Origin of the sequence: Pseudoalteromonas sp. M8, assembly GCF_018141365.1 — a bacterium.
Classification (GTDB): domain Bacteria; phylum Pseudomonadota; class Gammaproteobacteria; order Enterobacterales; family Alteromonadaceae; genus Pseudoalteromonas.
In genome coordinates, this window is record NZ_CP047239.1 from 318760 (window position 1) to 332112 (window position 13353).

Below are 13353 nucleotides of genomic sequence, written 5' to 3' on the forward strand. Positions count from 1 at the left end.
TTTTCAGTTGTTGTTAAGGCTTCTTTTACCTTATAGAATCTTACGTTGCAATCACTGCCTAACGAAACATAATAATTTTTAGCATCATCTTTTTCGTCATAATCCCCAAAAATAACATAATTAAGCCCCCCATACGCTGTGATGAACCGAATATAATTCCATCGAACATACCATCCTTATAATTCCGGATTGTTTCAGAAAAAATCTGAAGATCTATATATGTAACATCTGAAGGTCTAACAGGCTTCGAAACAAGCTTATGCAACTCATTTAACAAATATCTACTCCTAATAAACTTACTATTTCTAGGGTCTTCCAAAATATTAAGTTTCCTTATTTCAACTGTTTCTAAAAGTGTGAAATCAAAGAAGTTTAATTGTTTAGTAGTTACAAACTCTCCAATTGCAATGGTATCACCAACATAAGGGCGTAGTTCTGAAATTGCAGTTTCATAATCTCCAGCTGTGTACATAAAAGATATCCCAGATGGACTCATTCGGTTACTCGCAGCTACACTCTCTGGAGGAGCTGAAAGCTCTCTTTTAGGATTTTTACTAATAGTTTCTTTGTGATCATCATCTTTTACGACCCTACCTCTAAACAAACTTGTTCCTTTATCTATTTTTGTTAATGCAGAGTTGAATTGCTCATCTTTTTTAACATTAAGTAAACAATCACCAATTAACCTCTCATAAAACTGAATCGCCCTAGTATTGGTAAATCGACGAGTGTGCTTTACTTCTTTTGATATATTATGCCATTCATCTATAGCGCTTTTTTTATAGCTTTCGATAATTGAATCGTCAACAAACTCTCTATATCGCCCTTTCAATTTAAAGAAATCTGGTGATTCATCACATAATAATTTTTCAAGTTTATCTATAACTTTTTCATTGTTATATGTAAATCTAGCCACTATTTCGCCAAGCGAAATTGAGTCCGATAGATCACTTTCAATAAAATCATAGTGATTTGGTATATGTCTAGATAATGTAAAAATAAAATCTTCTAAAAGAATTCCATTAATATGCTCATTTGAACATATCACACAAGTTTTCTCGTTATAAAGATCTTTATTTTTCTGATTGAAGTAATATGCAGAAGTATTACATTGACTACAAATAGAACCAATAGAGTTTGTAATTTCTTCCTCTAGAATTTCACGAAAAATATCACGAATAGTTGAAACCATAATTTCCCCAAATAAATATTAAAACAATCAAAATACTTTCACACTGATATGATAAAAGTGTTTAGACAACTAACAATTTAATATCGACCCAATGGGTCGTTTATCTACCGGGTCATGGGTCATTATTCTCATTGTACCAGTTTTATCACAATAACTAACTTGTTGCTACAGATATATTTTTCATCATTATGAAAAGGATGAAAACGACCCAGTGGGTCGTTTTCTTGACTATAAGAGAAATACGCCAACACTGTATATAAATACAGTTTCTTTTTAGAGCTAATTCAATGAGAACTCGTTCACCATTTCTAAACCACATCGCAGAGTTTATGCTGACTAAGCAATATTCGCTCAGAACAGTTGATACATATCTTAAGTGGATTTCTTCCTATATTCATTTTCATGATAAGCGTCACCCAGCTTCAATGGGCGATAACGAGGTTGTCGAATATCTCGACTACCTTGTGCTTAAACGTAATGTGTCGCCTAAAACACAAGCGACAGCGTTAAATGCATTATCTTTTCTGTATAAGCAAATAATTAAACAGGATTTGTGCCCCAATCTAACGTTTATCAGAAGCAAGCGCCAATCTAAGTTGCCAATTGTTATGACCCCCGAGGGGGTTAAACGTCTCATGTCGTTTTTAAGTAAACGATATTATTTAATTTCAGGCTTAATGTATGGTAGCGGCTTACGTGTAATGGAAGCTGTTCAACTACGAGTTCAGGACATTGACTTTGACTACAAGTGCATTCGGATCTGGAATGGAAAAGGGAATAAACATCGGGTGGTTACTCTCGCCACAGAACTTATACCTTTGCTAAGAAATCAAATTGCTCAGGCTGATGAATACTTAAAATTAGATTCCCAGAATGAACGATATGCAGGTGTTTGGATGCCAAACGTACTAGCAAGAAAATATCCTAGCGCCAATAAGTCAATTGCTTGGCAGTATCTATTTCCCTCATATAAGTTAAGTGCAGACCCTGAAACTGGGGGGATCCGCCGACATCATTTTCATCAAACAGGAGTACGTAAAGCGGTTAAAGAGGCAGCCAAAAAAGCACAAATAACAAAACCTATAACGCCCCACACTTTTCGCCACTCTTTTGCTACACACCTGTTACAAAGTGAGGTAGGTATTAGAACAGTACAAGCTCAGTTAGGCCATTCAGACGTTAAAACCACTCAGATTTATACCCATGTTTTACAACAAGGCGCAAACGGTGTTGTTAGCCCTTTGAGCAAAATTTTCTAGCTCGTTTTGGGGCATACATGAGTTAGTGGAACGTGCGCTTTGTGGAACAAAAGTAACGTTGACGGCCGTCTTTTGTTCCACAAAGCGCATGTCAGGTAAAGTCTAGCCCCGTTCTTTTTAGACGGTGAGTTTCGGGTATGGGCTACTACATTTTATACCTGGTAAAAAGTACAAATCCCAGCAAACAATAATGATCACGGTAATCAAGTCGTGCCAGTTACAGGCATATCCGAATCAAAGCCAACACTGGTAAATAGGCTATCTAATTCAAGCTCAAAATCTTTGCGATTAACATCCAACGCTTTTAATGTTGTTCCGCCAAGTAACGCCTCTTGGCCCTTTTCTAGGCGTGCATGTAAACTTGCAATTACCGCACGAATGCGATCTCTATCTTGCTGCACCAATGCTTTTTGACTTTCAGTTTCATGGTCAAGCTTTGCTAACATTTCCAGCCGCTCAGAGAGCTCCTTGTACGCTAAAAAATCTAACTCTAAATTTTTAAACAGTAATTGCTGCGCTTGATCTTTACTACTGATATCAACCTTTACAGGCCCTGTCATTATATCAGCCAACAACGCTCGGAGCTTTTCGTAAGCAGCCTCATCTTGAGAGTTGATGCTTGTAAGGTCGAATAGAACTTCGTGATCTGCAAATTGGAACTGCAGTAACGCTTCATTTTTGTCATGTTGCGACGTTTCGCTAGCCGAGCCATTGCTCATGGCATTCATAAAGTTTTGTTTAAAGGTGTGAGCACGACCCCCACCTGCAGCAAGGTGATTATCATTTGCTGTAAGCTGATTATGAGCGCTCGGGATCACTAGTTTATCTCGCTGTAAGGGTGAAAAGTTCAGTGAAGTAGGCTCTATGAGCGCTACTTGATGTCCAGTTAAAAACGTTGGCATTGGGCAAGTCTAAAAAAACAATCTCGGTGAGGGATCTTTGCAAGCATTATTCCAAATAAATATTTTCAACAATCAGCCGATGAATTGATATCAATAGCCACTGAACACGGAAATATTTCATTTTCTTAAATAACACGTACAGCTTCATGGGCAATTCATTGCCGCTTAGGTACGTTAGATTGCCCTATTTGAAGGCTAAATAGCAACAAGTCTACTGCTGAACAAATTGCAAAGCCCGTACTTAAAAAAGAAACGCCGCAGTAGCAATCAAAGCGGAATTTGGTATAAACCTTGCTGTATAAATATCAACCACCCAATGGATGTGCTTAATCATGAAATTGACGAAGGAAGAATTACAATTCATTAACCGAACCCTAGCCGGTAATCGCGTTGCAGGTTCGCTATTGCCGGAAGCTAGGGATCAAAAGCAGCAAACGCACAGCGAGATTAAAAAGTTACTTGCGAGTATTTCAAATAGTTCTCAGTTTAGTCTCGTTGCCAAAAATGCCAACGAGCAGGTCGAGTTTCCACTTAGCGACCTATCGGCATTGATGGAGATTTTAGACAACAACTTAGAAGCCCCTAATATCGTGGAAGCCGCTAACTCTAGTGCCCCACGTAGTTGGCGTACCTGCCCATCAACACCGGTCAGGTTTAGATTGTCTCCTCAAATGATGCCGTTTAACATGGTCTCCATATCCCAATCCGGTGGACTGATTAATACTTTTCCCTACCAAGCAAATGCAATCCAAATTAATGTGATCAGTCGGATAGCTAAATTATATCTTGCCGACCCTATTCCACTGTTTGCAAACGTCCACTCGATAAAGGTGACAAGCCCATTGGAGCTCGCCGTATCCTTTGCAATGAATAAAACCGATAACGAAAAACTCAAAGCATTTATTCTTCATAACTACATACAGCGCAAGGGGTTAGATTAGTTCAGCTTGATAAGCGCGAACTGGCGATCCCCGCTCCCTATGCATATTATGCGATCATTCCTGATGGGCACAAAGATAGAGCGCCGACCAAGAAGTGCTTACAATGGCTACAAGGATTGGTAAATCACTCGCATGGCGAGCAGTAAAAAAGCACAGCCAAGAATTTTATCAATCACAGCTCGCTTAGCCGTTAAATCGAATTTATCTCTTGCTGAAGCACTCAAAATTGAGACAATAAAATACCACAACGCATCTATCGTTAGCACGGTGATACACATGATAAAACCTACCGTTAAAGTCATCTTTTCTGGGTCGATAAACTGCGAAAAGAGCGCAACGAAGAAAATAGCTAATTTCGGATTCAAAAATGCAATTGCAAAACCATCCTGTGCCGCTTTGCCATACGACGTTGCCACTTGAGACTGTGATACCGCTAACCCTTGGCTCTTACTCATTAGGATTTTTATCCCCATCCATGCCAAGTAGGCGGCACCACCGTAAACCAAAAATTGGTATACAATCGGAAATTGATGAATAAGCCCTGACAACCCTAAAATTGCTAGACTGGCATAAATTCCAACTCCCAAACCATGCGCAAGGCTTGCGACAATACCGTGTTTGGCACTATGAAATAGGCTATAACGCAAGACAACCGCTAAACTTGGGCCTGGTGACATCGCACCAAAAGCACAAATAGCAGCAAGGCTTAACCAGGCTGTAAGCTCCATAATTTTTCCGTAGAGAATTGCAAAACGAGTAGGATAACAGATTTGAAAAAATAGATGGCACTTTGTAAGTAAAAAGGAGCTACCAGCCCCTTTCTACGTGTTTTTATACAGACTGCGTTTGTAATTCACATTCTGTTTTATGCTGACCAATAAACCAAATGCTGTTGGCTTCGCCATAGTAAGCTCTATGCTTTGTCTTATCTGCCATTCGCCAAAAAATAAAACCTAGGATCATAGCAGTTAACTCTAAACCAATAGAAGACCAAGCTGTCGCAGGCCAAATACCTAGACTTGGGATTGCAAACGCAATGACTGAAGTCAGTGGCAACGAGAAGCACAAAATGGCAATCGCCTTTTGTGACCAAATTGCCGTTTTACTCATACCGATAGCGAATGCTGCAATCAAGGTAAAACCAAAACACAGATAATAGACCCACATATACACAACATTGGTGTTTATTGTGGTCAAGGCGGCCCATTTTGTTACAGCAAACGCGGCAGCTACACCAAGTAATGAGCCCATTGCCACGCCAACAGTCAATTTCCCCATTATTCTGGTTGATTTTGACTGCTCCGGCTGCTTTTGCTTACGGCGCTTCTCAAGCCACAATAAGTTACCCGTATAAAACAGCACTGCGCCTAAAATACCCATAATAAAATAAGCCCAACGACCAAACTCACCACCGTAACTCCCAAAATGAAGACCGAATAACGTGGTCACTACCGCACCCCAAACCCCTTGCGCATCATCCGCGACGCTGCTTGCCGATACTTCAAATGTGTAAGGGTTCATAAACAAATAGTCAGTTTTAGGTCCACGCATCAAGTGTTTATCACTTAACAGTTGAATTGACGCAGAAGGCATGGCGCTATTTAATCGACTCAGGGTTATACCTTTGACTTGGTAGTCAGGTGCGTAGTCTTTCGCTTTTTTCAAAATTACGTCGAGACTTGGCAAGTTTTCAACCTTGTATTCAACAGCTGAGGGGGCTTGACGTGAAAAAAGAGGTTTATCTCCATATAATTTACCTAACCCATCGTACAAAATATCGTGGAATGCGAATACAATCACAGTGATGGCGATAATAATATGAAACGGTAAGCTAGTGATCCCAATTAGGTTATGAGTATCAAGCCAAAAACGGCTCGCGCCTTTTTTATCTCTTAGGGCAAAAAAGCTTTTTACTAAGCTCGGCAATAAGAAAATAACGCCCGAAACAAGCGCAATAAAATACAAAATTGCTGCAATACCGAGTACATAAACCCCTGCTTGATCATGGCCAATTTCCCCCGCAATGCCTGCACTGCGGTGAAGATAATCCACTAGTGATGATAGTTCATTAATATAGCTGGTATGCGCCTCAAGCTCCCCTGCTTCATTTAAAGTGCCGTGCCAGAGCGTTTTATCAAGGCTCAAGCCCCGAGCGCCACCTTGCTCATACCAATTAACTGGAGAATTGTCTGCTTCGAAACTAATATTGATACCACTTAGAGCTTCAGGATGTTGTTTAAATACACGGTGGATAAGCGCATCATATTGGCTGGCATCGACTTGAGGCAAATGGTGAGAAGGAGGCGTTGCCCACTTGTCGATGCTACCTGCAAACATGGTGATAGCGCCAGCAAAGAAACCGATAAACAGCAGTAGACCGGTCGTTACTCCCGTCCAAGTATGTACACTTTGATAAATCCTTAATATATCGGCGCGGATCTTCATGCCATCCCTCTTACAACAAATAAAATAACGTAAACAACTAAATTAGCGCCGCCAAGCCAAAGTACTGCTTGTTTTGAGTTTTTGAACATAAAAACAAAACTCAAAGTGAGCAACCAGATAGGAGAAATCATCCACATACTAAATTGAGTCCGCCAACTTTGTCTCGCAGGAGTTAACGTCTCCATCAAACCATCACTGCCCACCCAAGCGAAAAGACCAACGATCCCAAAGCTTAGTGCCAAGCCAAGTATGACACCTGCAAGTGTCTTCCCCCACCAGTCAGGCTGAATTTTATCAGCATGTGACAACCTGCTCATTGTGATTTCCTAAAAAGTATTAAAATGGTGAAGGGAATAAGCGCGGTAAGTACCATGACACCGATAAGCCAACTAAATACGACCGCAGCACCAGTGAAAATTTGTATTGCAAAAATGAATGTAATTGCCAGAAGAATGTAGCCAGCAGTTCTAGCATTGTTTGGCAGTGGTCGCTTTAACAAGCGCTGATGCTTGTTTGTGCAGTAAATTAACGTAATTGCAAGGCTCAGAAGAGCGACAAAAAACACACTTAACAAGGTAAAACTCCGTTTTACAATTAGATTGAGGATTAAGGTGAGGTTAAGATTATAGCGAATGTTTTATTTTCAGCAACACAAAATACAATTGATATGATAATCATTTTTATTACATACAAGATATAACGAATAGCCTGATACTTCTGGATGCAACGGTCAGCTAATAGCGGCCACATTGAATTGATTTATGTATAAACGTAAAACAGTCATAATATGTTCTTTTGTTGCGCTTTTTCCAATCTATCATTACGCTTAGAGAAGGTAATTTAGGACAAACTTGCCGATGCGCATTTTTTTTATTTTGCTACTAACTCTCTCCAGTATTTGTACTCAGGCAAAAACGGATAGTCGTGCGGTACACATTTGCTTTGAACGGTGGTGGCCTTACAGCTTTGTTAACGAGCAAAAACAAGTTCGGGGCATAGAGGTTGATATAATTAAATCAGCACTTATAGGTACTCCCTATCGAGTGACATTTCATGAACTTCCTTATCGTCGCTGTTTAGCAGGCGTTGCCGATGGTACATTTGATTTTACCTTGCATGTGGATGAGGCCGATGGCTTTCCAATCATTAATGTGTCATTCACCACTTGGCTGCTTTCTCTTGCGGTAAAACAAGGTCGCTTCAGCAACCCTGATGACTTTTATCAACTTGCCGCCCCAAGAGTCATGATCTCAGAGGATTACAGCTACCCGGAAGCGGCTGTACAAGGGCTGAAAAAAATCAACGCAGCCATTGTCAGACGTTCGTTTTATGAGCAAAACCATGACGACGGAAAGAAGTTTTTTAGCGTACTCAATAACAACAGAGTTGATGCAATTTTAGTCGATAAAGTGTGGGCTTTAGAGATGATCCGCCGTCATCAACTCGAGGTCACTTTTCTACCGCGTCCCTTTCATGCTGAGCAGCAATTTATGGGATACAACATCGCGAACCAAACTATGGCGAGGCGTATCGAGTCGCTCTTAGAAAGGGTTCCAGATAAAACAATTAAAGCTATTGAGATTAAATACCTAGGCGATGATTTTTAATTCTCAACGCAATAATTTCATGTTCAAATAACAAACAAATAACCACACTACGATGATCTAGTCCTACACTTATAATATCCGTTTATCCATTTGCCTAGCACTCGAAGGAGCTCATATGAAATCCTTATTTTCTTGGCTCATCACATTATTATCTTTGATTGTTCTTGGCGCTTGTGGCTATTGGTTTTGGCTAACGAGTGAGCAAGAAGAAATTTACAGTGTAGAAAGAATAGCAAGCAGCGAAAGTAATCCTATTCTTGAGTTTTATCCGCATATTTCAAAAGTTAACAGGCCCGTCGATACCTTCGTATTTCCGATTGCGCTAGGAGATATTGGTCCGAATACCAACCTATACTCTGGCCCTAACCAATATCCTTTTTACTGTATGACTCTGGACTCTGGCCTTGGTCAACCAGAAATAGATAACCACTCGGGACTCGGTGTGCCGGTGATGGATGAGCAATCAAACCAAGTACTTGGTTTTAGTAAAGATTGCATGGCAAAAACGCGTTTACGCTACTTTGCGATAACTTCTGACAACCAAATCAAGCCGCTAGACGAAAGAAATAAAGCGATAGACACAAACTTACTGTTACGCGTTGAGCAAGGCACCATCAATCGCTTCATTTACACTATCGTTATGCCAATTACAGTTGACGAAGTGGGTGATAGACAGGCTAAGTCTCAATGGAATAACCGGCTTATCTACCAATTTAATGGCGGTTCAGGGATTGGCTTTAGACAAGGTAGGCAAAAACCGGAGCGTGTAATAGATAGACAGCTAGAGCAGTTAAAGCTTGGCTACGCAGTTATAAGCTCTAGTGGCAATAAAACCAGCTACACCTACAATATGTTACTGGCCGAAGACACTGCAAGACGGGTGAAAAAGCAATTCACGAGTTTATACGGAGAGCCACTCTATACAGTTGGGATTGGAGGCTCTGGCGGTGGGCTCGCTCAATATTTGATTGCACAAAATAGCCAAGGGATCTTAGATGGCCTTATCCCACTTTATAGTTACCCTGATATGATCACCCAAACCACTTACGCGTTAGATTGTGATTTACTGAATAATTACTTCACCTTTAGAGCCAATGACAGAAAAGCATGGCGTGATTGGACCCGCCGCCGCCATATTGAAGGCATGAATGCAATCAACGACTTTCCGCAACGAGCTGGTTTTTTACAACCACTCAACCAATTAATGTCCGGGTTTGTGCCCTCCTTTCCTGACGGCAATAGTGAATGCATCAATGGTTACTTTGGATTATCTACTTTTATTAATAATCCGAGGCAAGGGTTTTTAAGGGCCTTTTTTGAGGATGAGGTAGTAGAGAGAACAAACTGGAGTTACTGGCAGGACATGGCCAACGTATTTGGCACGGATCAATCAGGCTTAGGATTAAGCACTTGGGATAACGAAGGCGTTCAATATGGACTAGAAGCATTAAAGGCTCAGCAGATCACGATGGCTGAATTTATTGATCTCAACAAAAAAATAGGCGGATGGAAGCCCCAAAACCAAATGCAACAAGAAGAAATTGTATTACCGTTTGGCCACAAAGTACCTATTTGGCTCACTCTTTGGGGCAATCATAATATCACCACGCCAGATGACAATGGTATAGCACCAAGGCACAGTGGCAGCCTTGCGGCGATGGAAAAAGCGTATCGCTCTGGACAGGTATTTATTGGCAAGGTTGATATCCCTATTATTGATGCCAGACATTATCTTGAGAATGAGTTAGATATGCATCATATGTCTGCTTCATTTTATACTCGATTGAGAATGTCCGCCGCTGATTCAACCCCAGAGAATCAAGTGATTTGGGTTGCACATCAAGCGTTTAACCCAACTCAACTCGCATTTGAAAAAATGGATGAATGGTTACTCAATCTCAAAGCGCAGCCGAATTTATCCGTTGCAGACGCAAAACCGAAGACACTTGCTGATACGTGTTTCGACGAACAAGGTAAAGTCATCGCCAGCGGCAACGCAGTGTTTAATGGTATCTGGAATAACCAGCCGCAAGGAACTTGTACCGCCAGATATCCAATGTTTTCTACCAGCAGAATTCAAGCTGGTGCAAACTGGGCTGGTGATATATTTAAGTGTCATAAAATTTCGATTGAAGCGGCGCTCGCGCAAGGGATCTACGGGGATGTAGATATCTCAACACAACTCACCACACTTAAACAAATTTACCCTAAGGGCGTATGCGATTATAGCCAGTCCGATATGGGTAGACCGCAAGATCTTGATTGACCATGAAAATGTCGCAGCTTAGACTTAAAACTTACAGGAGAGCAACGGATTAGAATTAAGTGATGCAAGCATTATTTTCGTACGGCACACTGCAGCAGGAGCAAGTGCAACTTGATACATTCGGCAGACGATTAGAAGGCGAGAAAGCGGTACTTTGTGGATTTAAAATTGGCCAAGTTAAAATAACAGATCCCGCTGTTATTGCCAGTAGCCAAAAGGACATTCATCCCATTTTAATCGCGACAGGTGATGCAGAGGATAAGGTAGAGGGCACTGTATTTTTAATCACGGAAGCTGAATTAGCTCATGCAGATGGGTACGAAGTGGATGAATATCAGCGCATTTCGGCAACTGTTGTTTCTGGACAACAATGCTGGATTTATGTAGCAAACCAAAAAGCAATTCTCGTAGAAAGTCTATAAAATGATAGAGCTTTCCTAGCTCTATCATTAGCTACTACATATAAACTACTCACACGCCTTACCGCAGTTACTTATTGTGACTTGTTTCTGGCCCATATAGCTCGCAACGCCATATACTCGATTAAACGCAATCGCGCCGATAAACTGCCCATCATATAAAATACCTGGAGTCCAATCACTGCTATGCCAGCGACCGCTTGTTAACGCGTATTTATTTATACGATTCGCACCATTGGCAGCAACACTGAAGTTACCTCCCCAAGAAGAATTTATAGTCGGAGTACTCTGGTACACTCCAATTTGAGCAAAATGTTTGCCATAGCCATTTGCATCACGCTTTAAATCAATATAAATATTCATACCTGTAACCAAGTTAGCGATTGTTTCTTCAATATCGATATTTAACGCTCGTTCAGCACTGCTGATATTTGCAGATACGCGCCTATCCGCTAAAATTTTCTGCATTCCAAACAATGCCCCTGGCTGCTCTAGCTCACTGAACTTTCTTAAATTACTTTTGATCAAATCATCAACTTTCGCTTTTGCGTAATCACTTGCAAAGTAATCAACAAATATACTTACGCCTGGTATGGAAAATAATCCCGTTGAGCAACTTGCATCAACCTTTCGATTGTAGTTAATCGCAAGGTCTTCCAAAGCCCCTGTATAGTAGTTATATGTTGCGGTAGGAGCTAAGTTATTTAAACGTGCCGTCACAGTTACGCTGGGGCAAAGGATATCAATGCCGGAAAATTTGACCTTGGCATATAAGTTTATATTCTTGAGCGTCAACTTTACTTTGTAGTTAGTTGTTCCCGAAAAGGTTGCTGACACTCGCTTGGCATCAACGTCTATCGCATAAATACTTTTTACTTTACTCATGCCTGCAATATCACGACGCATACCCGATTCAGTTTCTACCTCAAAGCTCCTCAGATCAGAAAACAAATTGTCGGCTACTGAGCCAATATTTATCGAGCGAGCAGACTCCACCGGTGAGGGCAGGCCGCTTGGTTTTGATAACTTAAGTGTTGTCTCTCCGGCATTAACACTTAGTGTGGTAATACCAATCAAAATCAAACCAGCAAGTTTACAGATGTCTTTCACGTTCACTTTCCTTATTATGAGTTGAATGAACCCATAATATGTACAAATGATGTAACAGAAAAATGATGTGTTTATGTCGGTACTATTAACACAACTGAGCTGTTTTACATCCAGATACTGAATTAAGCCACCCCATTTGATTTAAGTCGTATCATTTGCAGCCTCATCCTTTTTACATACACAATTGCGACATAGTATATCGGCGTTTTCTAGAGACATGGACGTCTCCTTTACATAATTTCTTTTAGATATCCACTTACTTAGTGCTTCATGCATTTAAAAAGCAAATTGTTATAAATTGTAATACCCTGTTCTAGAAACATTAAAATAGCGCTACACTATTTTTGTACATATTGAAGAAAAGGAAAGATTCGTGAAGCGATTCAGCGTTATCGCAACTAGCATAATAATTGCCTCATTAGTTGGTTGCTCGACCGAGTCAACGCAGTCGGATATTGTAAAAACAGAAGGGATTTGGGCGGATATCCGCGTTACTTCAAATGGTGACATATCTCGTGTTGTTACAGAGTTCAATTTAAACAACAGTTCTGGCGCAAACATCATTCTTTCTGAAGGTGATAGTGTGGTTGCCAAACTAGGAAACGAAAAGAAGCAATTAGAAAAAGATGACGACTTATTTGATGTCGATTATCAAGGCTATTTTACAGCGACCGAAAAAGACACTGAGTTAACTCTTGAGTTTCTTCGAGATAAAGAAGATGAAACGCTAACCTCCAAAGTTAGACTTCCTACTCCAATTAAACTTTACTCTCCTGTTTCTGAACAGTTTAATCGTAATGATGATCTTTTAGTCGAGTGGAAACCGGAAAGTGACATAAATACCACGTTACTTATCAGCTTAAACTCAACTTGTATAGCGAATAATGGCGCTTCACATTTTGTTAATTTTGAGTCTGAAATCTCTGAGTCTAGCGGCCAATATAAAATCCTGTTGGGTGAATTAACTGGCTTTGATAACGAAGCACTGGATAAAACTAAACCGTGTGAGACAACAGTTAAGTTGTTCCGTATCCGAAAAGGTACTATTGATAGCAAGTTTAAACCCGGTAGTCGAATTAATGCGATTCAAGAAAAAGAATCCGAAGAATTCAAAATTACTTTAAATTAGTTTATTAGCGTAACTTACCCCTCTTCTAAAAGTTCGTTCGAATAACTAGTCTAGAGTAAACATAGCCCAAAAGCTCTCGCAAG

12 protein-coding genes are annotated in these 13353 nt (G+C 40.4%); 6 read left to right on the forward strand and 6 right to left on the reverse strand.

Going from position 1 to position 13353, the window contains the following annotated elements; all coding sequences use genetic code 11:
- Positions 1 to 58: 58 nt before the first annotated feature.
- A complete protein-coding gene (locus tag GSF13_RS01325) occupies positions 59 to 1192 on the reverse strand; it encodes an RES domain-containing protein (protein ID WP_211865726.1) in 1134 nt (377 codons plus the stop codon).
- 287 nt (positions 1193 to 1479) lie between these two features.
- Between GSF13_RS01325 and GSF13_RS01330 the strand changes: the two genes are divergently transcribed.
- On the forward strand, positions 1480 to 2451 hold the full coding sequence (locus GSF13_RS01330) for an integron integrase (protein WP_211865728.1): 972 nt from the start codon (positions 1480 to 1482) through the stop codon (positions 2449 to 2451).
- A 203-nt stretch (positions 2452 to 2654) separates the two neighbouring features.
- Here GSF13_RS01330 and GSF13_RS01335 read toward each other — a convergent pair whose 3' ends face one another.
- A complete protein-coding gene (locus tag GSF13_RS01335; protein WP_211865730.1) occupies positions 2655 to 3353 on the reverse strand; it encodes a hypothetical protein in 699 nt (232 codons plus the stop codon).
- A gap of 332 nt (positions 3354 to 3685) precedes the next feature.
- Between GSF13_RS01335 and GSF13_RS01340 the strand changes: the two genes are divergently transcribed.
- Complete coding sequence (locus tag GSF13_RS01340) at positions 3686 to 4294, forward strand: hypothetical protein (RefSeq protein ID WP_010605268.1); 609 nt, start codon at positions 3686 to 3688, stop codon at positions 4292 to 4294.
- A 107-nt stretch (positions 4295 to 4401) separates the two neighbouring features.
- Here the strand turns inward: GSF13_RS01340 and GSF13_RS01345 are convergent, their stop codons facing one another.
- From GSF13_RS01345 to GSF13_RS01355, 3 genes are all read right to left on the reverse strand, one after another.
- Positions 4402 to 5022 carry a LysE family translocator gene (locus GSF13_RS01345; protein WP_095727036.1) on the reverse strand — a complete coding sequence of 207 codons (621 nt, stop codon included), beginning with the start codon at positions 5020 to 5022 and terminating at the stop codon, positions 4402 to 4404.
- 103 nt (positions 5023 to 5125) lie between these two features.
- Positions 5126 to 6739: a PepSY domain-containing protein gene (locus tag GSF13_RS01350; protein WP_211865732.1), complete on the reverse strand. Its 1614-nt coding sequence runs from the start codon at positions 6737 to 6739 to the stop codon at positions 5126 to 5128.
- On the reverse strand, positions 6736 to 7056 hold the full coding sequence (locus GSF13_RS01355) for a hypothetical protein (RefSeq protein ID WP_211865734.1): 321 nt from the start codon (positions 7054 to 7056) through the stop codon (positions 6736 to 6738). Before GSF13_RS01355 ends, GSF13_RS01350 begins: the two co-directional genes overlap by 4 nt.
- A gap of 540 nt (positions 7057 to 7596) precedes the next feature.
- Between GSF13_RS01355 and GSF13_RS01360 the strand changes: the two genes are divergently transcribed.
- From GSF13_RS01360 to GSF13_RS01370, 3 genes are all read left to right on the forward strand, one after another.
- Positions 7597 to 8346, forward strand: coding sequence for a transporter substrate-binding domain-containing protein (locus tag GSF13_RS01360; protein ID WP_211865736.1), 750 nt, complete (start codon positions 7597 to 7599; stop codon positions 8344 to 8346).
- A gap of 115 nt (positions 8347 to 8461) precedes the next feature.
- A complete protein-coding gene (locus GSF13_RS01365; protein WP_211865738.1) occupies positions 8462 to 10612 on the forward strand; it encodes a DUF6351 family protein in 2151 nt (716 codons plus the stop codon).
- Positions 10613 to 10674: 62 nt separating this feature from the next.
- Positions 10675 to 11034 carry a gamma-glutamylcyclotransferase family protein gene (locus GSF13_RS01370; RefSeq protein ID WP_174169341.1) on the forward strand — a complete coding sequence of 120 codons (360 nt, stop codon included), beginning with the start codon at positions 10675 to 10677 and terminating at the stop codon, positions 11032 to 11034.
- Positions 11035 to 11079: 45 nt separating this feature from the next.
- Here GSF13_RS01370 and GSF13_RS01375 read toward each other — a convergent pair whose 3' ends face one another.
- A complete protein-coding gene (locus tag GSF13_RS01375; protein ID WP_174169342.1) occupies positions 11080 to 12141 on the reverse strand; it encodes a hypothetical protein in 1062 nt (353 codons plus the stop codon).
- A gap of 373 nt (positions 12142 to 12514) precedes the next feature.
- Between GSF13_RS01375 and GSF13_RS01380 the strand changes: the two genes are divergently transcribed.
- Positions 12515 to 13270, forward strand: coding sequence for a hypothetical protein (locus GSF13_RS01380; protein ID WP_211865740.1), 756 nt, complete (start codon positions 12515 to 12517; stop codon positions 13268 to 13270).
- Positions 13271 to 13353: the final 83 nt, after the last annotated feature.

Coding starts and splice junctions, on each gene's coding strand:
- GSF13_RS01325 (WP_211865726.1), bottom strand. CDS start 1,192: ATGGTTTCAACTATTCGTGATATTTTTCGTGAAATTCTAGAGGAAGAA.
- GSF13_RS01330 (WP_211865728.1), top strand. CDS start 1,480: ATGAGAACTCGTTCACCATTTCTAAACCACATCGCAGAGTTTATGCTG.
- GSF13_RS01335 (WP_211865730.1), bottom strand. CDS start 3,353: ATGCCAACGTTTTTAACTGGACATCAAGTAGCGCTCATAGAGCCTACT.
- GSF13_RS01340 (WP_010605268.1), top strand. CDS start 3,686: ATGAAATTGACGAAGGAAGAATTACAATTCATTAACCGAACCCTAGCC.
- GSF13_RS01345 (WP_095727036.1), bottom strand. CDS start 5,022: ATGGAGCTTACAGCCTGGTTAAGCCTTGCTGCTATTTGTGCTTTTGGT.
- GSF13_RS01350 (WP_211865732.1), bottom strand. CDS start 6,739: ATGAAGATCCGCGCCGATATATTAAGGATTTATCAAAGTGTACATACT.
- GSF13_RS01355 (WP_211865734.1), bottom strand. CDS start 7,056: ATGAGCAGGTTGTCACATGCTGATAAAATTCAGCCTGACTGGTGGGGG.
- GSF13_RS01360 (WP_211865736.1), top strand. CDS start 7,597: ATGCGCATTTTTTTTATTTTGCTACTAACTCTCTCCAGTATTTGTACT.
- GSF13_RS01365 (WP_211865738.1), top strand. CDS start 8,462: ATGAAATCCTTATTTTCTTGGCTCATCACATTATTATCTTTGATTGTT.
- GSF13_RS01370 (WP_174169341.1), top strand. CDS start 10,675: ATGCAAGCATTATTTTCGTACGGCACACTGCAGCAGGAGCAAGTGCAA.